Below are 21,761 nucleotides of genomic sequence, written 5' to 3'. Positions count from 1 at the left end.
CGCGGACGCCGGTGCGACGGCACGCTGCACGGCCGGGAGATCGGCGCCCGGGCCGCCGGCCTGCGGCTGCGGTGTCGCCGACGGCACCGGGCCACCCGTGTGCGGCACGGCCGTGTCGGGGCGGCCCGGCCGGACACGCGGCGCGTCCGTCGGCCCGACGGCGCCGACCGGCGAGACGGAAGTGCCGTGCCCCGAGGAGGAACCGGACCCCACCCGACCGTCCCTCCGGCCCGACGAACGCCACAAACGCTCGCGACTGGGCATGGGCTCGGGCATGGGTATGGGCTGCGCCGCCGAACCCCCGTGCGCCGAAGGGGAATCGGAGGCAGCCACCGTCCCGTCTCCGCCGCGCGCCGACGGACGCCGCGCCCGCGAACGCTGCACCGCAGCCACGAGCCCGCGCACCACGCCCGGTCCGGACGACCGGCCCGGCACCGAACTCCCCTGCACAGAAGGGGAACCGGCCACGGCCTGTCCGCCGACGTGCGCCGCCGAACGCTGCGCCGCGCCGGCGACCCCGCGCGGCGCGCCCGCAGCGGACGGCCGGCCCGGCACCGGTGCGGCGCCCGAAACGCCGGACGGTGCCGGACCTCCCGGCACCACCGACCGCCCCGGCACAGTGCCGCCGTCGCGCGGGCCGGGCGTGTGCCGCGAGCGCGGCGCGGCGGCCGAGGATCCACGCCTCCGGCCGTCGCGCGGCGCCGACTCGGTGGCCGAACCGGCAGCCGGTTCACCGTCCGTACGCGGCTGGAGCGCCCTGGGCCAGACGGCCGGCACCACGGGCGGTGCGGGCGCGGGCGGCTTCGGGCCGCTGCGCGCGCCGGGAGCGGGCGGATTCGACGGGGTGGCGAGGGCGAACCTCATCGGGCGCTCGCCGATCAGTCCGCGCCTCGGGCCGCTGAGTGCCACGGCACGCTGGACGCCCCAACCCGCGGTCACCGGCCGCGCGGCCACCACCCGACCGGTTCCCGTTCCGACTCCGGCTCCGGCTCCGCTGGGAGCGTCACCCTGGCCGGGGACTCCGGCCGGGCGGGTCGGGGCCGCGGGGCCGACGGGCTGTGGCGAAGCGCCGGCTCGGTGCGCGTGACCGGTGCCGGACGGCGGCACGTCGGACCGTCCCGCTCCCCCGGCCGCCGGTCCACTCCCGCCGGGTCGGGAACTCGTGCGCGCGTCGGAACCCGCGCCGACCGAACCGCTCCGGGCAGGGGCGGTCGGCCCTCCCGGGGCATCGCCACCGGGCCGGGTGGCGCGCTGCACACGCGGCCCCTCGCCGGCCGCCGGCCCGCTGCCGGTGGCGGAGGCGGAGCCGGCGGGCATAGCCGAGCTCCCACCGGAACGCCGAACGGTCGGCGCTGCCGGCACCGCCGTACCACCGTCAACAGGGCGCCCCTGAGGCAGAGTTCGCCCACCGCCGCTGCCCCGAGGCCCAGCGATCGGCTCCGCAGAGCCGTCACCGGAAGCCCGAACGGCACGTTGCACCGGCATCGCCTCACCGGCCGGGGGCGTCGTGGCAGGCGCGGCCAGCGTGGCAGGTGTGCCCTGTTCGGTCGCTCGCCCGCTGGTGCCGCCGGTGGCAGCGCCCGCCGTCGGGCCGGTGATCCGTCGGACCGGTGCCCGCCCGCCGAGCAGCGGGGCGGTGCGGCCCGGCGCGGTGGCCGTCGGCGGCAGCGCGTCGAGGGGCGCACCCAGGCCCCCACGAGTGCGGGCGGGGGCCGGGTCCGGAGGGCTCTGGCCGACGCGCTCGGTGGTCGACGAGGACGACCCGGACGCCGGTGGTGCCTGCGAGGAGGAACCGGCCCCGGACGGCGCGCGCTGGACGGGTGCCGCGCCGGCCGCCCCGCGCTCGGGGCGCGACGGTGCCGTACCGCCCGGCTCGGCGGCCGTACGGGTGCTCCGGTCGGGGGTGGTGTCGGGCCGGCCTTGTTCGGCGCCGCCGCTCGCCGTGCCGAGCACACCGGCCGACACGGCCGGCACGACCGGCATGGCCGGCGCACCCGACGCGGCGTCGCGGTCCTGCGGTCCGGTGGCGATCACGGGCGAAGACGAAGCCGAAGGAGAAGGAGAAGGCGTACGCGAAGGTGAAGCGCTCGCGGGGAGGGAGGTCAGGGGCGCACCGAGGACCGGACGGGCGGGCCCGGCGGCGGCCGCCCGCTGGACGGCCCCTCCGGCCCGATCGTTCCGCGCGGACGCGGACTCAGGCGCAGACGCGGGCTCAGGCGCGAACGCAGGCGCAGGCGCAGGCGCAGCAGTGCGGTCCGCCCCCGTGGCCGTTCGTGCGGCCGTTGGTGCGGCAACGCCGCCCTGCTCGGACGAGCCCACCCCGACGGTCCGATCCGTGGCACGGTTCGGCGGTTCGGTGTCGGCACCCGCCGTCCGGTCCCGGCTCGGGTGTGCCGTCACCGGACGCGCGGACAGGGTCCGGGGACGCCGCGCCACGACCAGCGATCCACCGACGCGACGGGGCCGTACCGGGCGGGCCTGGCCCACCGCGTCACGCGACGGCGACGTCACGGCACCCTCGGCGGGCGTCGGCGCGCCAGCGCCGGCATCGCCACCACCGACGCCACCGTCCCGACCGTCCGCCCGAGCGCCGTCCTGACTGCCCGCCCGAGCGCCGGCCTGAGCCGTCGGCCGGCCGGCCCCGTCCGGGCGGGCCGCTCGCGCCGCCGACCGCACGGGAAGCCGCCGGACCGGGGCGGACCGTTGGACCGCCCGCGCCCGCCCGGTTCCCCCCGACGCACCCGACGCAGCCGATGCACCCGGTTCGCCCGGGTCCGTCGTCGGCTGCGCTTCGCCGGCCCCGGGCGCATCCGCGACCACCGGCATGGCGAGTCCGTCCCCGCCCCCGACGGCGGCGGGCGGCGCGATCGGTCGCGCCATCGCCCGCAGGATCCCCGCCGGGGCGGACGGGAGGACCGCGTGGCCGAGCGGGCCGCTCAGCGAGGGGTCCTGCCACGAGGCGAGCCGGGACCGGAAGCGCAGGCCGTCGCTGACGCCGTGCGCCGGCCCGGCCAGGGTGGGGACGAGCGACCGTACCGCGCGCCACCCCCCGTCGCCCGCCGTCGGGGCACGCCGAACGGCGCCGCCGTCAGCGCCGTGGCGGGAGCCGGCGTCCACGCCCGCGGCGCCGTCGGCAGCACTGCCGGCTGCAGCACCGCCCGCACCGCCGCCCGCCGCCTCACCGGTACCCCGGCGGCCGATCCAGTCCCGAAGCCCCATCCGACTCACCCGCCTTCGCTGACACGGGTGTTGATCAGCGCGATCTCGCGCACCCACTGCCCGCGTTCACGGTGGGTCAGGTCGAGGATGTCCTCCCGCTGCCAGTGGAAGTGGTAGGCGATGTACGCGATCTCCTCGTACAGCCGAGCAGGCGCGTACGTCACGATTCCCCCAGGCGCCCACCGGCGAGGTCGACCTCGAAGGCGCCGTCACAGTGCGGGCAGGTCACCGCGGCGCGCGTGTGGCCCTCGCTGTTGATCCGCTGGTAGAGGTCCTGGAGGAACGCCACGTCGGTGGCGTACATCCGCTCGACGATCCCGGTGTGCACGTCGGTGACGTCGCCCAGCCTGGTGATCACGTGGCTGAGCAGCACCACGCTCAGGTAGGCCGGGTTCTCCTTGACCCGCAGGTCGATCTGCGGCATCAGTTCGTCGCGGGCGGTGGCCAGGCGCATGGTGCCGTGCCGGTGGACGGTGCCCTCGTCGTCGACGTAGCCGAGCGGCAGCTCGAACTCGAACTCGGTGTGCGGCGCCCGCCGTTGGGGGCCGGACGGCCCGGAGAGCCCCGACGGCCCCGCGGGTTGCTGTGCCGGCGGCGCGGCGTGCTGCGCGGCCGGGGCCCGTTCGAGGAGTTCCTCCAGGCCGATCTTCCGCCTCACTCTACGCTGATCTCCTCGAACACGATGGTCACGGTCTCCGACGCGGCGCTGGACTCGCCGGCGGTGAGCGTGGGGCCCTCCCAGCGGCTCGCCCAGGCGTTGGTCAGCTGGATGCGCCGCAGGGTGGCACCGGTGGTGTCCTTGACCTCGATGGTGAGGTTCTGCCGCGCGGTGTTGATCGCCCCGTTGTTGAGGGTCTCCTTGATCCAGTTCGAGAACGCGCTGCTCTTGTCGAGGCCGCGGGTGATCGTCACCTCGCCGGGCATGCGGGCGCCCGGCTGCTTGCGGACGATCAGTTTCCCTTCCTGGGTCACCTGCTTGTACTCGACGACCTCCTGGTCGACCGTCAGGTTGCTGATCTCCTTGACGGACTCGACGTTGTAGCCGCCGAGTTGGACGCCGAAGATGTGTGTGGAGAGCGGATCGCCTTCAGCCATGGCTAGTTGTCACCTTCCGATGGGGTCCGACCGGGTACCGGGTGCGGGTGCCGGTCACTCGTTGACGAGGCTCGTGCTGTCGGAGAACTGGGACAGCCGGAACACCACGAACTCCGCCGGCTTCACCGGAGAGACCCCGATCTCGCAGATCACCTGGCCGAGGTCGATGGACTCCGGCGGGTTGTTGTCGCGGTCGCACTTGACGTAGAAGGCCTCGGCCGCGGTCTGGCCGAACAGCGCCCCGCGCCGCCACTCCTCGGTGAGGAACGCGGTGATGTTCCGGCGGATGCTGGACCACAGCCGGTCGTCGTTGGGCTCGAAGACGACCCACTGGGTCCCCAGGAGGATGGACTCCTCCAGGTAGTTGAAGAGCCGGCGCACGTTGAGGTAGCGCCAGGCCGGGTCGGAGGAGAGGGTGCGCGCGCCCCAGATCCGGATGCCGCGTCCGGGGAAGGCCCGCACGCAGTTGACGCCGATCGGGTTCAGCAGGTCCTGTTCGCCCTTGCTGAGGCGGATCTCCAGGTCCACCGCCCCGCGGATGACCTCGTTGGCCGGCGCCTTGTGCACGCCGCGCTCGGCGTCGCTGCGCGCCCACACCCCGGCGGCGTGCCCGCTCGGCGGGACCATCACGTTGCGGCCGCTCGCCGGGTCGAAGACCTTGATCCACGGGTAGTACAGGGCGGCGTAGCGGGAGTCGAAGCCCGCCTCGTCGTTGCGCCAGGTGCGCATCTGCTGGGCGTTGAGGCCGGGCGGCGGGTCCAGGACGGCGATCCGGTCGCCCATCTGCTCGCAGTGCGACATCACGGCCAGCTGGACGGTGCGCAGGCCCTCGGCGTCGATGTCGCCGCGCTGGTAGGCGCTCATCAGGTCGGGCACCGCGACCATGGTGATCTCGTCGATCGCCTCCAGGCCCGAGAAGCCGGTCCGGGCGGCGGCGTCGCCGACGTACTCGGCCGGGTCGAGGCGGGCGGCGGCCGCGACCGGCCCGGTGGCGGGCGCGGCGGCGGCGGCGAGGGCGTGGGTCCGGCGCTCGGGGCGGCTCGGCGCGGTGCCGGGCTGCTCGGCGACGGCGACCAGCTTGGACTCCCGCAGCTGGGTGACGACGTAGCCCTTGGTGCTCTTGCGGGTCGAGACGTCGTAGGTCTCGACGACTTCGGCGCCCCGGCGGACCAGGAGGCGGAAGCGGTCCTCGGGGACGTTCTCGCCCTCCACGTCGGCGACCTCGACGGACACCTCGCCGCTGGCGCCGGGCAGCGCCGAGAAGAGGAAGCCCGAGATCGCGACGGGCGCGGGCGCGCTCACGGCGGGGGCGGCGGCGCCGGGCGCCTGCCGGGCCGGGTCGCCGACCCGCACGACGTAGGCGGAGCCGCCGCCGTTGGCGAAGAAGCCGTACACCGCGTGGGCGAGGTAGGTGCCCTCGGTGAACCCGCCGAACCGTTGGACGTACTGGTCCCAGTTGGTCACCAGCGTGGGCTCGTGGAAGGGGCCGGTCTCGGCGAAGCCGACGAAGGCGGCGACGGCCGTGCCGACGCCCTCGATCGGCCGGGCACCGGACTGGACCTCCTCCACGTACACGCCCGGGGTGAGGTACGACGGCATTCCTGCTCCTTCGGGTGGCCGGTCAGTCGTCCCCGAGTCTGCTGCCCGGGCACCGTCCGGGGACATGTCCGCAGGTCCCGGAGCGAGGGCAAGAACGACTGCCCCCGGCGGGCACCTCCTCGGTACCCGCCGGTAGGGTCAGCCCCGCCCGGGCTCCCCGAGGACGCCCAGCCACGGCCCGAACTCGCTCTCCAGCACCAGCCGGCCGAGCTTGCGGTACTCGCCGACCACCGCGGCGACCAGCTGCGCCATGCCCAGCGGGGTGCCCGTGCCGGCGGCCAGGTAGGCCGCGGAGACCGCGCAGGCCCGGATGGAGCCGCCGGTGAGTTCGAAGTGCCGGGCGCAGAAGTCCAGGTCGAGGTCGTCCCCGCGGGGCAGCCGCGGACCCAGGCAGCGGTCCCAGAGCACCCGCCGCTGTGCCTCGTCGGGCAGCGGGAACTCCGCGATGACGTCGAGCCGGCGGGTGAACGCCTCGTCGAGGTTGGCGCGCAGGTTGGACGTCAGCACCGCGATGCCCTCGAAGGACTCCATCCGCTGCAGCAGGTAGGCCGTCTCCACGTTGGCGTGGCGGTCGTGGGCGTCCTTGACCTGGGAGCGCTTCCCGAACAGCGCGTCCGCCTCGTCGAACAGCAGGACGCCGTTCACCTGCGCGGCCTCGGTGAAGATCCGCTCCAGGTTCTTCTCGGTCTCGCCGATGTACTTGTCCACCACGGTGGAGAGGTCCACGACGTACAACTCCATGCCGAGCTCGGCGGCGACCACCTCGGCCGACATCGTCTTGCCGGTGCCCGACTCCCCCGCGAACAGGGCGATCACGCCGTTCCCGCGACCGCCGCCCGGGCGCATCCGCCACTGCCCGAGCACCTGGTCGCGGTGCCGGGCGCGCAGCACCAGCTCGCGCAGCCGGCCCGCGGTGGGCCCGGGTAGCACCAGGTCGTCCCAGCCGACGGCGGGTTCGATCCGTCGGGCGAGCCGGGCCAGGCCCGCGGCGTTCTGCGCGCGCACGGCGGCCCGTACGTCCTCGGCGCGCACCGGGCGCCGCTCGGCGGCCGCCGTCCTGGCGGCCACGGCGGCGGCCCGTTCCAGCTTGTCCTGGTCCACCCGGTAGGCGGCCACCGCCTCGGCCAGTTCCTCCGTCAGCTCCCCGGCCGGTTCCTCGGTCGGTTCCTCGGTCGGTTCCCCGCCCGGAGGCGTCCCGGTCCCGGCGAGCGCGCGGGCCCAGCGCTCGGCCCGGGCCTGCGCGTCCGGCGGCGGGACGGTGACCACCACCGGGCTCTCCCGCGACCACGCCGGGTCCCACACCTGCGGGCCGTGCACGATCAGCGGCACACCGGCCAGGGCCGCGCACAGTTCGCGCAACAGGGCTGCCCGCTCGGGCCGTTCGGGTTCCAGCCGGTCCAGCGGCCCGAGCACCACACCGCCCCCGCTCAGCCGGGCCTCGCGGGCGAGCACCCGGACGACGCCCGCCGACGGGTGGGCGGCCAGCGCGGCCGCGTCGACGACCAGGGCCGGCCGGCCGCCGGCCGCGAGGGCGGCCGCCGCCGGCGGTCCGGCGTGCCCGTCCCGGTCCAGCAGGTGCACCGGTCCGCCGTCCGCCGCGGCCGCGCGCACCCGGTCGACGAGCTCCGCGAAGGCTCCGCCGCGGGCGACCGCCCCGGGGGCGGCTCGTCGGGCCAGCCCGGTGAGCGCGCCGTCCGGCTCGTCGTCGCCGAGCAGATGGGCCGTCACCCGGTCCGGCACCCGCAGGGTGCGGGAGAGCAGCGGGCGCTCGGGCTCGGCGACCTCCAGCAGGCCGCCGGCGATCAGCGGGGCCCGGGCGGCGAACCGGAAGCGGCCGGCGCCGGCTCCGGACAGCCCGCAGAGTTCGAGCGCCAGCCCGACGGTCGGCCGACGCCTGGTCAGGTCGTCGTTGAGGTAGCCGTAGAACTGTTCGAAGCGGGTGTCGAGGTCGGGGGCGAGGGCCACCAGCAGGAGTTCGAGGTCCACCGGGAGCAGGCCGAAGGCCGCGCAGAGCCGGGCGAGCCGCGAGCCGGGCGGCGGCGCCGGCCGGTCGCCGGGGGCGTCGCCGCCGCGGAGGACCGCGCCGGAGGCCGCGAGGATCCGCTCCACCGCCTCCGGGCTGAGGTACTGGCCGCGGTACGGGTCGTCCGGGTCCGGGTCGTCGGCCCGGCGCTCGCGCACCGCGGTCCGGATCCGTTGCTCGATCCGGTGCAGCCGTGCCCAGAGCTGATCGGGGCCGGCCGACACGTCCGGGCTGTCCGGGCCGGCCGACACATCCGGGCTGTCCGGGACGTCCTGGCCTTCCGGAACCGCCGTGGCCACCGCCGCCGGCGCGGCCGGCGCGGCCGGTCCGAGGTCGAGGCTCATCGCGCCCTGCCCCGTGCCCGGCGGCCAGGCGGCAGCTCGCGGTCCCGGGGCGCGGCGAAGCCGTCCGGTCCGGGGTCCGTACCGCCGTGGTAGCGCAGTCGGCGGCCGGGTCCGTCCGCGGGTGCGGTGCCCTCCCGGGGGCCGGCCCCGGCCTCCCGGCCGGTGTCCTCGACGTGCACCACCAGGCCCTCGGTGACCGGCGGCCCCGCGGGGCTGTACCCGCCGGGCAGCGGGGCGAGCGCCCTGAGGTCGATCGACGGCCGCAGCTCCCCGCCGAGCGCGGACCAGACGTCCGAGACCGACGGCAGGCCGGTGTCGCGCCCGGCGATGTCGAGCCCGACGGTGAGTCCGAGCCGGGCGAGCGCGCCGGTGAGCGTCCGGGCGGGCAGCGCGTCCACGGCAGTCAGGCACTGCAGCACCTCGGCCAGCAGGCGGTGCTCGTCCTGCGGCCGGTTGGTCCAGACGGTGACCAGGTAGGCCAGCTCGAACCACCGGGGCGCGGCCCGGTGGCCGACGACCAGGCCGTCCTCGTCGTACTCCGCGACGGCGCCGGCCTGCCGCCGGTCGGTCTCCTCGCGGATCCCGTAGAGGAAGACGCTGACCGTCGGCGCGGTGCGCCGGGCGGCGAAGTCCCGGGTGGGCGCGTCGAAGACCACCTCGACCCCGCGTTCGGGCAGCCCGGCCTCGGCGAGCAGCAGCCGCAGCGCCTCGTCGACCTCGTGGATCACCGTCGCTCCACCTCCCCCGGCGGGCCGATATTGCCCTCCACCACGAGGAAGGGCGTGGTGACCGGCGAGAATCCGGGGCCGTCGGCGGTGATGGTCCGCGGGCCGGTCTCGTCCTTGGGGAGGATGAGCAGCTGGCCGGCGAAGGTCCCGTCGGCCCGCGGGTAGGTGGGCGCGGCGGCGGCGGTGATGCCGGGCTGCCAGGTGAACCGCACCGGCACGCCGGGCGGGAAGTCCACGCCGCGCACGGAGGTGACGAAGCCGGGCTTGCCGATCGGCGGCACCGCGACGATGCGGGGCTGCAGGATGCGCAGCGGGGTGCTCGCCCGGTGCGGTCCGGGGGTGGCGTCGGTGCCGGTGGTGGTCAGCTCCGCGGTGATGGTGGTCTGCAGCGGCGCCTCGGGTGACAGCACCACCCGGACCACCTGGCTGCCGCCGGGCGCCAGGTCGGCCAGGGCGCAGCCTCCGGCACGGCAGCCGGGCGGCAGTGCCTCGGTGGGCACTGCGGCGGGCAGGCCGAGGGTCAGGCGCAGCCCCGTCGCGAGGGCCTGGCCGGTGTTGCGCACGGTGTAGCTGACGGTCACGTGGCCGCCGACGTAGCCGGGGTTCGGCTGGGCGTCGACCGATACGCCGGGGCCGGCCTGCGGCGGTGCCGGGGCGGGCGCAGGTGGTGGCGGCGGCGGTGCGGGCGCAGGTGTGGTGGACGGTGTCGGGGCCGGGGTGGGCGTCGGGGTCGGGGTCGGGGTCGGTGAGGCGGACGGCGACGGCGTGGGCGAGGGGGTCGGCGGGTCGAGCACCGGCAGGAAGGTCCGGGCGGAGTCGTCCCCGGGGTTCGGGTCGGCCACCGTCCCGGTGACGGTCCAGCCGAACTCCTGCGTGCCGGTGCGGGTGCCGATCAGCCGGGCGGTGACCCGGACCACCGCGCCCGGTGCCAGGGTGCCGAGGTCGCAGCGCAGAGCGCCCGCGTCGCACTGCCCGACCGGGGTGGTCAGCGTGCCGAGCCGGGCGCCGGTGGGCACCGAGGCCGTGAGGACGGTGCCGGGTGAGGGCGCCGGGCCCTTGTTGGTGACGGTGATCGTCACGTCGGTGCCGCCGTCGACGGGGACGGCGGGGGTCCGCTCGGGTGCGCTCAGTGCCAGGTCGACGGACTGCTGGACGGCCGGTTCCTTCTGGCGTCCCGGCAGCCGCCGGTCGAGCGGGGTGAGCGTGCCGGCCGCGAGGTCGTAGACGGCCAGCCCCTCCGGCGAGTTGGGCGGCAGGGCGCGGCGGGAGGTGAGCACCAGCTGCGCGCCGTTCGCCGTCCAGGCGACGTCGCGGGGCTGGAAGGGGCCGGCGTCGGAGGTCTCCGGCAGCGGCCGGGTGCAGGCGTCCTTCTGCCCGCGCAGCGCGGCGGGCAGGAGCACGGTGCAGTCGCCGCCGGTGGGCGAGACGACCAGCACGCCGTCCCGATGGTTGTTCCCGCCGTCGCCGGCCTTGCGGTTGAAGGCGATGCGCCGGCCGTCGGGCGAGAACGCGGGGCTGTCGTCGATGACGTTGCAGCTGCCCGGGCAGGCCGTCCGGCTCAGGTCGGACTGCCGGGCGAGGTCGTCGGCGGGCACGGTCCACAGGTGCAGGTTGCCCGGGTTGCCGTTGATCACCTCGCTCCGGGAGAAGACGATCAGCTTGCCGTCGGGGGACCAGAAGGGCTGGCCGTCCGAGGCGCCCGGCTCGCCGGCCGGCGGCTCGACGGTGCCGACGATCGCCCCGGTGGACACCTGGGCGATCAGGATCCGGCCCGGGCGGGCCGGTTCCTGGCCGCCGCCCGGGGAGCTGCGGCTGAACACGATCAGCCGGCCGTCCGGTGAGACGGACGGGTCGGTGTCCCGGTCCAGCGGGCGGCGTCCGGCCAGGTTCATCGGGTGCGGGTTCGCGCCGTCGGCGTCGGCCAGCCAGATCCGCTGGATCCGCCCGGCCGGCGAGTCCTCGTAGCGGGTGACCACGATCTGCCGGCCGTCGGGCGTGTAGGCCTGCCGCTCGAACCACGGGTCGTAGCTGGGGCGGGGGTGGAAGAGCGGGTCGGCGCCCGGGGCGGGGTCGGTGTTGGTGTCGGCGGCCGGGTCCTCCCTGAGCACGCTGATGCCCAGGTCGCGCGGGTCGGCCCCGTCGGGGCGGACGTCCTGCAGGTCGGCGACGTTGGCGGCGGAGGCGCTGGTCTGCTCCACCACCGGCCCGCCGTCCTTCTGGTTGCCGAGCCAGGTCGGCGCGGCGATCAGCCGGTCGGTGCTGTAGAGCGGCTTGGGGTCGTCGCAGGAGCACGTGGGTGCGCGGTACAGGTTGACCACGGGCGGCGGCGGCGGGTCGGCCGGGGGGTTCTGGGGGAGGCGGTCGGCGCTGAGGAAGAGCACCCCGGTGCCGTCGGCCAGCCAGGCGGCGGAGCCGGTCTTCCAGGTGGAGCCGGTGCGGAGGAAGAACGCCTTGTCCCCGCCGGTGGGCGAGGTGAGCCTGAGGGTCCGGCCCTGGGCGCCCTGGTCCCAGGTGTAGACGATCTGGTTGCGGTGCTCGTCGTCGTTCAGCGGGTTCCAGGTCGGGTCGACGGCGTCGCCGTCGGTCACGTCGGTGATCTTGACGGGCGCACCGCCGGCGAACGGCCGCAGGTAGATCTGGCGGTGCGCCGGGTCGCCGGTGCAGGAGTACGCGACCCACTTGCCGTCGGGCGAGACGGTCGGGTGCGTCTCGTCGGCCGCGCCGTCGGTCAGCCGGCGCAGCCCGCTGCCGTCCCGGTTGACCACCCACAGGACGCTCTGGGACCTGCCGGGTGTCGCGGTGGGCTCCAGGGAGACGAAGACGACGGCCTTGCCGTCCGGGGCGAGCGCGGGCTGGGAGGTGTCCATGCCGGTGGTGAGCTTGTGCACCGCGCCGGCCGCGTCGCGCAGGTAGACCTGGGGCAGTTGGCCGTCCCGCAGGCTGGTGAAGACCAGCTCGTCGCCGCGGGCCGAGGGGTCCCGGTCGAAGTGGATCGGGCCGGGCCCGAACAGCGGGGTGCTGGCGTCGGCACCGGTCACCCGGCCGAGGCCGCGGTGGTTGGTGCCGGCGTAGACGATCCGTCCGGCGGCCGGATCGACCGCTGCGGCCGGGGCCGCGGGGACGTTCCGCCCTTCGGGGGCGGAGCCCAGGGTCAGCACGGCCGCCGCCAGGGCTAGCAGGAGCGCGACGGCGGCCCGGGCCGGCCGCCGGATGGAGCGGGGAGTGCCGGTGGCGCCGATCACGCTCGACCTCTCAGGATGGCAGGGGCGGTCTGGCCGTCAGTCTCCCCGGCCCGGGCACCCGGGAACAGAGCCCGGACACCCGAGCCGGGGGTAACGACCGGTGTCCCCGAAGGGCAGGCCGCCACGGCTCTCGGCCCCTCAGATCAGGCCGCGCCGCATGGCGTACCCCACCGCGTGCGCCCGGTTGCGCAGTCCCAGCCGCGTGATGATCTCGTGCAGAACGTTCTTGACGGTGCGTTCGGAGTAGGAGGTCTTGGCGGCGATCTCACTCGTGTCGAAGCCCTCGGCGACCAGCCGGAGCATCTCCGCCTCCCGGGCGGTCAGGGTCGACAGGGTCAGGCCCCGGCCGTCGAGCATGGTCCGTTGGAGCATCCCGATCCGGTCGAGCAGTTCGCCGAGCAGGTCCCCGGGCATCACCCCCTCGCCGTTGGCCAGGGCGGTGATGAGGTGCACCAGCCGGTCCTGGTCCGCCTCCGAGCGGCGCAGCACGGCGGCGACCCCGCACTCGACGATCGTCTGCAGCCCGCCGGCCTCGAACTGCCCCACCACCAGGCCTATCGCGCCCGAGGTGGCGAGCCGCAGCCGACGCAGGTGCTCGGCCACCGTCTCGGTCATGGCGTCGACGACCAGCAGGGAGACCTCGGCCTGCGCCGCCTCGCTCTCGCTCAGCAGCTCCACCTCGGGCCGCTGGCGCAGCTGTTGGACCACGCCGGTCTGCAGGATGAGGTCCTCGGCGTACACCGCGACGCGCACCTGGGCCGGCTTGCCGCGGGGGTGGGAGGCGGCCCCGCCGGCCCCGGAGGTACGGGCGGTGCCGAAGGGCCGGGGGCCGCCGGTCGAACGCAGGCCACCGGTGGACCGGCCGGCGGCGGAGGGCTGCGGCGGCACGGTCCGGCGGGCGGCAACGGTTTCCTCACGGCATGGACGGGCGGTGTCGGTCGACGTCATCGAACTGCTCCAAATCTCAAGGGTGACTGCGCTGGTGACGGCCGCTCGCGGCGGGGCGGGGCCGTCGTCGGTCCGGAGGGGCGGGCGGCCGGCTGCCGCGGGGCGGAGCCGACCGCGGGTCTTCGCGGTCCGTACTCCGCCCGGGCCGGCCGGGTCGACGGGTGCGTCCGGACGGTGCCGGGCAAGGACGGTCGGTCCGTGCGGGCAAGGGGTGTGCCCACAGCTTGCCCGCACGGACCTCTCCTCGGAGCGTGACGCGGCCCTACCGTCACGCTATGACCACATCCGCCGAACTCGGCCTGCCCGCACTGACGGTGGTGCCCGGTGGCGTGGCCACCACGACCCTGACGGTACGCAACGATCTCGACATCGTTGAGGCGTACACGCTGGAGGTGGTCGGCGACTGTGCCGCGTGGACGACCGTGGAGCCGGCCCGGGTCTCGCTGTTCCCGGGGACGTCCGAGACGGTGACGGTGCGCCTGGCCCCGCCGCGTTCGCCCGCAGCGCGGGCCGGCGACTTCCCGCTCGGCATCCGGGTACTGCCGGCCGAACGCCCCGAGCTGGTGACGGTCCCGGAGGCCACCGTCACCGTGACCCCGTTCCACGAGCTGCAGGCCGCCCTCGCACCACGCCGCCGTCGCGGCTGGCTGCGCGGACGCTACCGGACCTCGGTGCGCAACCTGGGGAACACCCCCGACACCGTGGCGCTGACCCCCGGGCAGGACGGCGAGGACCTGAGGTTCCGGGTCACCCCGGAACGGCTCAGCCTGCAGCCCGGTGAGTCCGGCGAGCTGCGCCTGCAGGCGCGCGCCCGCAAGCTGATCTGGTTCGGCAAGCCGACGTCCTGGCCCTTCGAGGTCACGGTCGGCCCGGAGGAGCCCGCGGCCGGCAAGGGCCCGGACGGCGCGGGCACCGGCGGCCAGGGCACCGGCGGCCGGGGCACGGACGGCAGGGCGGCGAACGGCCAGGGTGCGGACGGCAACGCCACGAGCGGCAGGGACGCCGCCGGGAACGGCCCGGCCGGGGCCGTCGCCCCTCCGGATCATCCGACTGTCACTCAGAAGCCGTTGTTGGACGGCGAGTTCATTCAACTGCCGATCCTCCCCAAGTGGCTGCTCGCTCTCCTGGCAGCGCTGATCGCGCTGCTGCTGGCCTGGTTCGCCCTGGTCCGCCCGGCGGTGCGCAGCTCCGCCAAGCAGGCCGCCGAGAAGGCCGTCGCCCAGCAGAGCGCCGCCCCCGCCCCGGCGCCGTCCGCCGGTGGCCCGGGCGGCGGCGCACCGACGGCCCCCTCCGCCGGGAACCCCTCCGCCGGCAGTCCGGGCGGCCAGGCCAAGCCGGGCGGCGGGCAGCCGGCCCCCGGCTCCCGCGGCGGTCCGGGCCTGGCGGTGCCGGGGACGGGACTGCAGAGCTCCGCCACGATCGACGTGCAGACCGCGAACGCCGCGAACGCCGTGGGCACTTACCAGGTGCCGCACGGCAAGGTCTTCGACATCACGGACATCGTGGCCGCCAACTTCCAGGGTGACCAAGGTCTATTGACCATCACGGCGGGCAATCAGACGATCACCACCATCGCGTTGGAGACCTTCCGCAACCAGGACTACCACTGGGTGACTCCCATCCAGGTCCCCGAGGACCAGACCGTGACGGCGAACGTGACCTGCGAGTCCCCGGGCACTCCGGCCTCGGGCAAGCAGGCGTCCACCTGCCACGAACTCCTCAACCTCAGCGGCACGCTGAGCGACATCAGGCAGGGGAACTGATTCGGTGTGCAGGACTACCTTCCCTTCCCGGGCGTCCGGCCCGGGAAGGGCGCGCCGGACGACCCAACGATGTCGACGAATCCCTCACGGCCCGTTCGTCCCCGATCTCTCCCCCTCCCGTATCTCCTCCCACATCCCGTGACCATGTCAACACCCAGCGGGTTCCGTCGCTGGTCCGGGCACCCGCCGACGACCCGCTCGGGCCGCACCAGCTCTGCCCGCCTGTCCCGGTAGGGCAACCGCGCCTGCCCCCGAGGGCAACCGGTCCGTCCCCCGCGGACGGCGAAGTCTGCCCCCGTGCAACGCTGACGGCCCGTCGGGCCGACCGTGGCGTGGTGCCCTTCCCGCACCGGGCGTCACCGGCGGCCGCACCCGGGCCGACCGGCAACCGCCGTAACCGCCGTAACCGCCGCCAGGAGGAAGGAACCCGATCGCCGTGCGCGCTCACGAACCCGACCGACGGGCCACCCGGGCCCCCTCCCCCGCCGCCACCCGCGCCGTCCGGTCCGGCGCCGGGGCCGGCGCGGCCCTCGCCCTGCAACGGACCATCGGGAACGCCGCGGTGACCCGCCTGGTCCAGCAGCGGCGCGCCACCGGCGGCAACGCCGACCAGGACGAACTGCCGCTCCAGCGCTCCCTGGTGCACCAGGTGCTGCGGACCGCCGGACGCCCGCTGGACGGGAGCACCCGCCGCGACATGGAGTCCCGCCTCGGCGCGGACTTCTCCGACGTACGGCTGCACACGGGCAGCACGGCCGACGCCTCCGCGGCCGAGATCGGCGCCCGCGCCTTCACCTCGGGCAACCACGTGGTCCTCGGCGCGGGCGGCGGCGACCGCCACACCCTGGCGCACGAACTCACCCACGTCATCCAGCAGCGCCGGGGGCCGGTCGCCGGCACCGACCGCGGCGACGGCCTGCGGGTCTCCGACCCGTCCGACCGCTACGAGCGCGAGGCCGAGGCCAACGCCGTCCGCGCCCTGTCGGCGCCGCCCGCCCGCAGCGACGGGCCGGCGGCGGAGAGCGTGACCGGCACGAGCCCGGCCGCCCAGGCCCGGGAGGCGGTGCAGCGGATGCCGCCGAAGCGCAAGAGCGGCACCACCGACACCGCCGTCGGGGAGGCCGAGCCCTCCGGCGGCGGCCGCCGCACCCGGGCCAAGATCCGCGCGGAGAACCTCGACCTCAACCGGCCCACCCTGGAGTTCAGGTCGAACTACGAGGGGCCGGCGACCCAGAAGCTGCACTCCTCCCAGGAGATCGGGTTCCAGCAGGTCGCACGCTTGAAGAACCCGCCGGGCGCCCCGCAGCGGGTCTCCAGCAACTACCACTTCTGGCAGGAGGTCTCCGACTCCAACGTGCAGATCATCGAATCGGAGTCCGGGTACGGCGAGCACCCCTCCGCCCGCGGGTGGGTCCAGGACGGCCCCTACCGGCCCACCTACACCGACGCGGTCATCACCGACAACCAGGACAAGATCGAGTTCAACGACAACCCCGGCTTCTCCACCACGGCGAGGATGACGTCCGGGTACTGGCTGAAGGCCTACAGCGTCTCGTTCCGCTGGAAGGTCGCCCTGAACACGGGCGGCCGCTGGAACAGGAACCTGCCGGCCTGGACCAGCCCCGAGGTCACCCACACCCTGGTCTCGGAGTTCGACCCCGAGAACCCCGACAAGGAAGCACCCATCAACGCCGTCCGGGCCGGGGACTTCGACTGGAACGTCGACCTGTCCGCGCTGGGCGACGGGTCCTAGGAGCTCGGCGACGGGCCCTGGGACGGTTCCGGCCCCGCCGCGGGCGATGGGGCCGGAACCGGCGTCGGGGTCAGAGGAACTGCTCGGCCCAGATGATCTTTCCGGCGGGGGTGTAGCGGACGCCCCAGCGTTCGGTGAGCCGGGCGACGAGGAACAGGCCGCGGCCGCCCTCGTCGTCCTCGACCGCGTAGCGCAGGTGCGGAGCGGTGCTGCTGCTGTCGGAGACCTCGCAGATCAGCGTGCGGTCGTACAGCAGCCGGACCGTGACCGGCTCGGTGCCGTAGCGGATGGCGTTGGTCACCAGCTCGCTGAGCACCAGTTCCGTGACGAAGCCGGCCTCGTCCAGACCCCACGCGGCGAGCTGCCGGGTGGCCTCGGCCCGGACCCGGGCCACCGCCTCCGGAGCCGATTCCACCGCCCACTCGGCGGTCCGGTCCGGCTCCAGCACGCGGGTGCGGGCGGCGAGGAGGGCGATGTCGTCGCTCTGCCGGGCGGGCAGCAGGGCGTCGAGCACGGCGTCGCAGAGTTCCTCGGGGGACCGCTCGGAGCCGCTCAGGACGCCCGTGAGGAGGTCCAGCCCGGCCCCGATGTCGCGGGTGCGGTCCTCGACGAGGCCGTCGGTGTAGAGGATCAGGCTGCTGCCCGGCGGCAGTCGCAGTTCCACGGCCTCGAAGGGCATTCCGCCCAGGCCGAGCGGCGGACCGGCGGGGAGGCCGAGCAGTTCCACCGTGCCGTCCGGGTGGACGAGCGCGGGCGGGGGATGGCCCGCCCGGGCCAGCGCACAGGTCGCGGTGCTGGGGTCGTAGATCGCGTAGAGGCAGGTGGCGCCGGTGATCGCGAGCTCGCCGCCGGCCGCGGCCGCCTCCTGGTCCAGGTGGGCGACCAGTTCGTCCAGGTGTCCGAGGAGCTCGTCCGGCGGGAGGTCGAGCGTGGAGAAGTTCTGGACGGCGGTGCGCAGCCGGCCCATGGTGGCGGCCGCGTGCATGCCGTGGCCGACCACGTCGCCCACGACGAGGGCGACCCTGGCGCCCGGCAACGGGATGACGTCGAACCAGTCACCGCCGACCCCGGCCTGGGCGGGCAGGTAGCGGTAGGCGACGTCCAGGGCGCTCTGCTCGGGCAGCGCGCGCGGCAGCAGGCTGTGCTGCAGGGTGACGGCCATGGTGTGCTCGCGGGTGAAGCGGCGGGCGTTGTCGATGGACACGGCGGCCCGGGCGGCCAGCTCCTCGGCCAGCGAGAGCTCGTCCTCCTCGAACCGGACCCGGTCCCGGCCGCGCCAGAAGCAGGCGACGCCCATCAGCACGCCGCGCGCCGTCAGCGGAACGGCGATCATCGACACCAGGCCGAAGTCCAGGACGGCCTGCGTGCGCTCGGCGTCCTGTCGGCGCCACCCGGCGTCGGTCTCCACGTCGGGAACCAGCGCGGAGTGTCCGCTGACGAACCCGGCCGCGTGCGGGGTGCTCCCGGCCCAGGTGACCAGCTCCCCCGGGCGGTACAGCGGCGAGTCCTCGCGGATGCCCGCGACGGCCACGCGCTGCAGCTCCACCGGGGTGCCGACCGTCAGGGTCCGCGGCTCCTCGCCGACCAGGACCTCCTCGGCGAGGTCGACGGTGGCGTAGTCGCAGAACTCCCGGGAGGCCAGTTCGGCGAGCTCCTCGGCGGTGCGCCGGACGTCCAGGGTGGTGCCGATGGCCATGCTCGCGTCGTACAGCAGGCTCAGCCGGCCGCGGGCGACCTCGGCCTTCCCCGCCAGGACGCGCAGCTCGGTGGAGTCCCGCAGGGTGGTGACGCTGCCGGGCGGGCCTCCCCCGCTGTCGGTGGGGCGGTTGTTGACGGCCAGCAGGCGGTCACCGACGGGCAGCACCTCGTCGGTGACCGCGCTGTCCGACAGCAGCAGCTCGGTCGTCCGGGGATCGAGGCCGAGGTCGGTGACGGCCCGCCCCTCCGCGTCCTCCGGCAGGTCCAGCAGCCGGCGCGCCTCGTCGTTGGCGAGCAGGACCCGGCCGTCGCCGCCGACGATGGCCACGCCCTCGCGCACCGCGTGCAGCACCGCGTCGTGGTGGTCGTACATCCTGGTCATTTCCTCCGGCCCCAGGCCGTGGGTCTGCCGCAGGAGACGTCTGCCCACCAGCGCCGTCCCGGCCGTGGCCAGGCCCAGCGCGAGGGTGCCCGCGCCCAGGACGACGGGCAGCTGGCGGTCGATCGCGCTGCTCACGTTGGCGACCTTCATCCCGGCGGACACGATGCCCACGACCCCGCCGTGGCCGTCCTCCACCGGGACGACCACCTGGTACTCCAGGCCGAGCGGGCCGTGCACCTGCTCGACGGTGACCAGGCCGTGCAGCGAGGGCCCGATGGTGCCGACGAACTTCTTGCCGATCTGCTCCGGCTCGGGGTGGGTGTAGCGGATGCCGTTCCGGTCGGTCACCACGATGAAGTCGACGTTGGCGTCCTTGCGGGCCGCCTCGGTGAGCGGCTGCAGCACCGCACTGGGGTCGGGCCCCTGCATGGTCGCCACCAGGCCGGGGCTGTGGGCGAACGCCTCGGCCGCGGCGAGCGAGCGGTCGCGCGCCGCCGCGAACCGGTCGCTGCGGGACTCCACCAGGAGCGCCACGACCGCCGCCACCACGAGCAGCAGCACGATCGTCACCTGCAGGAGGAACATCTGACCGGCGACACTGCGGATGCTCAGCACCGACCGCAGACGCCGTACCGAAGGGTCCCCCGGGACCGGGCGTGGATGCTGCCGCCCGCGACGACCAGTCGCGGCGCCCGGAGCCCGGGGGTCGGGATCCGTGTCTTTCGCCATACACCCATGGTCCCGCCCCGGCCGGAACCGGACACGGCTAGCGGGGCACGGCCCGGATCAGCAGCAACGCGACGTCGTCCGTGCGGTACTCGCCGTGACCGGCCCGGTCGACGAGGGCGTCGGCGAGCCGGTCGAGCGGTTCGCCGCCGTGCCGGGCCAGCGTGGCGGTCAGGTCGGCCAGCGCCCGGTCGAGGTCCGCCCCGGGCGTGTCGATGAGGCCGTCGGTGTACAGGGCCAGGGTGGTGCCGATCGGCAGGCCGATCCGGATCTGCGGGTAGTCGGCGGCGGGGTCGACGTTCAGCACCATGCCGACGAGCGGCTCCAGTGCGCGCGCCCGCCCGTTCGGGCCGTACAGCAGGGGCACGGGGTGGCCGGCGTCGGCCAGCCAGGCCTCGCGGCGGGCGAGGTCGACGCGCAGGTAGGCGCAGCTGGCCAGCAGCGAGGTGTCCAGGTCGGCCACCAGCCGGTTGGTGCGGGAGAGCACCGTGCTCGGATCGGCGTCGGCGGTGGCGAAGGCGCGGACGGCGGTGCGGACCTGGCCCATCAGCGCGGCGGCGTTGACGTTGTGGCCCTGGACGTCGCCGATCACGACGGCGACGCTGTCGGGCCCGACCCGGATGAGGTCGTAGAAGTCGCCGCCGATGTCCATGCCCTCGGTGGCGGGCAGGTAGCGGGCGCTGACCTCCAGGCCCGGGACGTCCGGCAGCGCGCGGGGCAGCAGGCTCTCCTGGAGGCCCTGGGCGAGGCCGAGCTTGGTGTCGTACAGCCGGGCGCGGTCCAGGGCCTGGGCGATCAGCCCGCCGAGCGAGGTGAGGACGGCGCGTTCCTCCAGGTCGAAGTGGTGCGGCTCGGCGAAGGCCAGCACGCAGGTGCCGATCAGCCGGCCCGAGGTCACCAGCGGCAGGTAGGCCCAGGCGGCCATCCCGTCCTGCGTCTCCTCGCGGCCCGGGTAGAGCCGTTCCAGGTCCTCGCGGGTCTCGAAGTAGGCCGGCACCGGGTTGGTGGACGCCTGGACACCGGGGGTGGACTCGGTCAGCGGGGTGCCGTCGAACCGGTCGACCAGCCCGGGCGGGTAGCCGCGGTGGCCCACGATGCGAAGGCGGCCCCCCTCGGCCAGCAGCACCGCCACGGCCTGGCCGCCGAAGGCCGGCACGATCTGCTCGGAGACCATGGTCACCACGTCCTGCACGCTGACGGCCTCGGTGAGCGCGCCGGCCAGGTGGAGGAGGTGGTACAGCGCTCCGGGCCGGGTGTGCGTCGCCCGCTCGGGCGGGGTGCCGGCGGGCCGGGAGCGGCCGGCGGCGTCGGCGGGGACGATCCGCGCGGTCAGTCCGGACGGGTCCGGGTAGAGCTCGAACGAGAGCCAGCGGTCCGGTGGGCGCAGCGCGACGAAGGAGGTGGCCTGCCCGCTGATCACCGCGGCCCGGTAGTGGTACTCGTACACCGGGTCCCGCAGCCACGGCAGGACCGTCCACGGCCGCGCGCCCACCAGCCGCTCGACCGGTTCGCCCAGCAGCTCGGCGGCGGTCGGGGTGACCGCGGCCAGCCTGCCGTCCAGGTCGATGCCGCACACGCCCTCCGGGAGCCGCGCCGCCATCGCGGTCAGCGGGGCGGTGGTGCCGCGTTCGGCCGGTTCGGGGCGCGGCCCGGCCCGGGCCGGGCGGCCGGCGGCGGCCTCGTCCGCCAGCACGTCGGCCAGGCGCCCGGCGAACGCGGCGAACCGCTTCCGTTCACCGGGCGACATCTCCGGTGGGTGCGTGGCCGGCCAGAGCACGAAGACGACCCCGTACACCGTCCCGCGCGAGACGACCGGAGCGGCCGCGAGGCAGAACGCGTACGGCATGGCGACCGCGACCCTCGGGTACCTGCGCGCCATGTGCGCCGTGCCGCCCACCCAGACGATCCGGCCGCTGCGCGCCGCGTCGGCCACCGGTACGGGCGCGGTCAGGCCGACGCGCTGCCACGGCCTGGTGAACTGCCGGGCGGACCCCAGCGTCACGGCGAGTTCGAGCAGCTGCCCGTCCTCCGACAGCAGGTAGAGCCCGCCGCTGTGCGCGTCGAGCCGGGCCGGCGCCGACCGCAGGACCTCCGCGGCCGCGTCCAGACCGCGTCCGGCCGGTGCCCCGGTGGCCAGGTGTCCGGTCCCCGGCGACCGATCCCGCGGCACGCCCATCACGAGCACCCCATTCGAGCCGACCAGTGGGCCCGTAGGCCCCCTCCCATAGTGGCCCGGCCCGC

The 21,761-nt window shown here is 75.5% G+C and carries 12 protein-coding genes; 2 read left to right on the top strand and 10 right to left on the bottom strand.

All coding sequences use genetic code 11. The features are described from left to right. Positions 1-3,224 precede the first annotated feature (3,224 nt). The 8 genes from ABT048_RS28770 to ABT048_RS28735 all read right to left on the bottom strand — a co-directional run bounded on the left by ABT048_RS28770 (position 3,225) and on the right by ABT048_RS28735 (position 13,198). The gene (locus tag ABT048_RS28770) at positions 3,225-3,383 is read right to left on the bottom strand and encodes a DUF6760 family protein (RefSeq protein ID WP_350524444.1); all 159 of its coding nucleotides are present in this window, start codon (positions 3,381-3,383) and stop codon (positions 3,225-3,227) included. Continuing rightward, positions 3,380-3,877 (bottom strand): hypothetical protein, encoded by a 498-nt coding sequence (locus ABT048_RS28765; protein WP_350524443.1) that lies wholly within the window; start codon positions 3,875-3,877, stop codon positions 3,380-3,382. Before ABT048_RS28765 ends, ABT048_RS28770 begins: the two co-directional genes overlap by 4 nt. Next, positions 3,874-4,314 carry a phage tail protein gene (locus tag ABT048_RS28760; protein WP_350524442.1) on the bottom strand — a complete coding sequence of 147 codons (441 nt, stop codon included), beginning with the start codon at positions 4,312-4,314 and terminating at the stop codon, positions 3,874-3,876. Before ABT048_RS28760 ends, ABT048_RS28765 begins: the two co-directional genes overlap by 4 nt. A gap of 54 nt (positions 4,315-4,368) precedes the next feature. Next, positions 4,369-5,913, bottom strand: coding sequence for a phage tail sheath family protein (locus tag ABT048_RS28755; RefSeq protein WP_350524441.1), 1,545 nt, complete (start codon positions 5,911-5,913; stop codon positions 4,369-4,371). 138 nt (positions 5,914-6,051) lie between these two features. Further along, positions 6,052-8,280 carry an ATP-binding protein gene (locus tag ABT048_RS28750; RefSeq protein ID WP_350524440.1) on the bottom strand — a complete coding sequence of 743 codons (2,229 nt, stop codon included), beginning with the start codon at positions 8,278-8,280 and terminating at the stop codon, positions 6,052-6,054. Continuing rightward, complete coding sequence (locus ABT048_RS28745; protein ID WP_350524439.1) at positions 8,277-9,008, bottom strand: Pvc16 family protein; 732 nt, start codon at positions 9,006-9,008, stop codon at positions 8,277-8,279. The genes ABT048_RS28750 and ABT048_RS28745 overlap by 4 nt, the downstream gene beginning before the upstream one ends. Next, on the bottom strand, positions 9,005-12,250 hold the full coding sequence (locus ABT048_RS28740; RefSeq protein ID WP_350524438.1) for a hypothetical protein: 3,246 nt from the start codon (positions 12,248-12,250) through the stop codon (positions 9,005-9,007). Before ABT048_RS28740 ends, ABT048_RS28745 begins: the two co-directional genes overlap by 4 nt. A gap of 138 nt (positions 12,251-12,388) precedes the next feature. Then, positions 12,389-13,198, bottom strand: coding sequence for a helix-turn-helix transcriptional regulator (locus ABT048_RS28735; RefSeq protein ID WP_350524437.1), 810 nt, complete (start codon positions 13,196-13,198; stop codon positions 12,389-12,391). A 275-nt stretch (positions 13,199-13,473) separates the two neighbouring features. On the opposite strand from ABT048_RS28735, the gene ABT048_RS28730 reads away from it, so the two are divergent. After that, on the top strand, positions 13,474-14,961 hold the full coding sequence (locus ABT048_RS28730) for a COG1470 family protein (protein WP_350524436.1): 1,488 nt from the start codon (positions 13,474-13,476) through the stop codon (positions 14,959-14,961). Positions 14,962-15,397: 436 nt separating this feature from the next. Beyond that, a complete protein-coding gene (locus ABT048_RS28725; protein ID WP_502894089.1) occupies positions 15,398-16,714 on the top strand; it encodes an eCIS core domain-containing protein in 1,317 nt (438 codons plus the stop codon). Between the two features lie 70 nt (positions 16,715-16,784). Here ABT048_RS28725 and ABT048_RS28720 read toward each other — a convergent pair whose 3' ends face one another. Next, entirely contained in the window at positions 16,785-19,379 is a 2,595-nt protein-coding gene (locus ABT048_RS28720; protein ID WP_350524435.1) for a SpoIIE family protein phosphatase, read from the bottom strand. Between the two features lie 181 nt (positions 19,380-19,560). Continuing rightward, positions 19,561-21,696, bottom strand: a complete 2,136-nt coding sequence (locus ABT048_RS28715; protein WP_350524434.1) for a SpoIIE family protein phosphatase — start codon at positions 21,694-21,696, stop codon at positions 19,561-19,563. Between the last annotated feature and the right edge of the window lie 65 nt (positions 21,697-21,761).

This window comes from Kitasatospora sp. NPDC096140, assembly GCF_040303045.1.
Classification (GTDB): domain Bacteria; phylum Actinomycetota; class Actinomycetes; order Streptomycetales; family Streptomycetaceae; genus Kitasatospora.
Note: the sequence above shows the minus strand (reverse complement) of the source record. Positions and strands in the feature narration are given on the sequence as shown.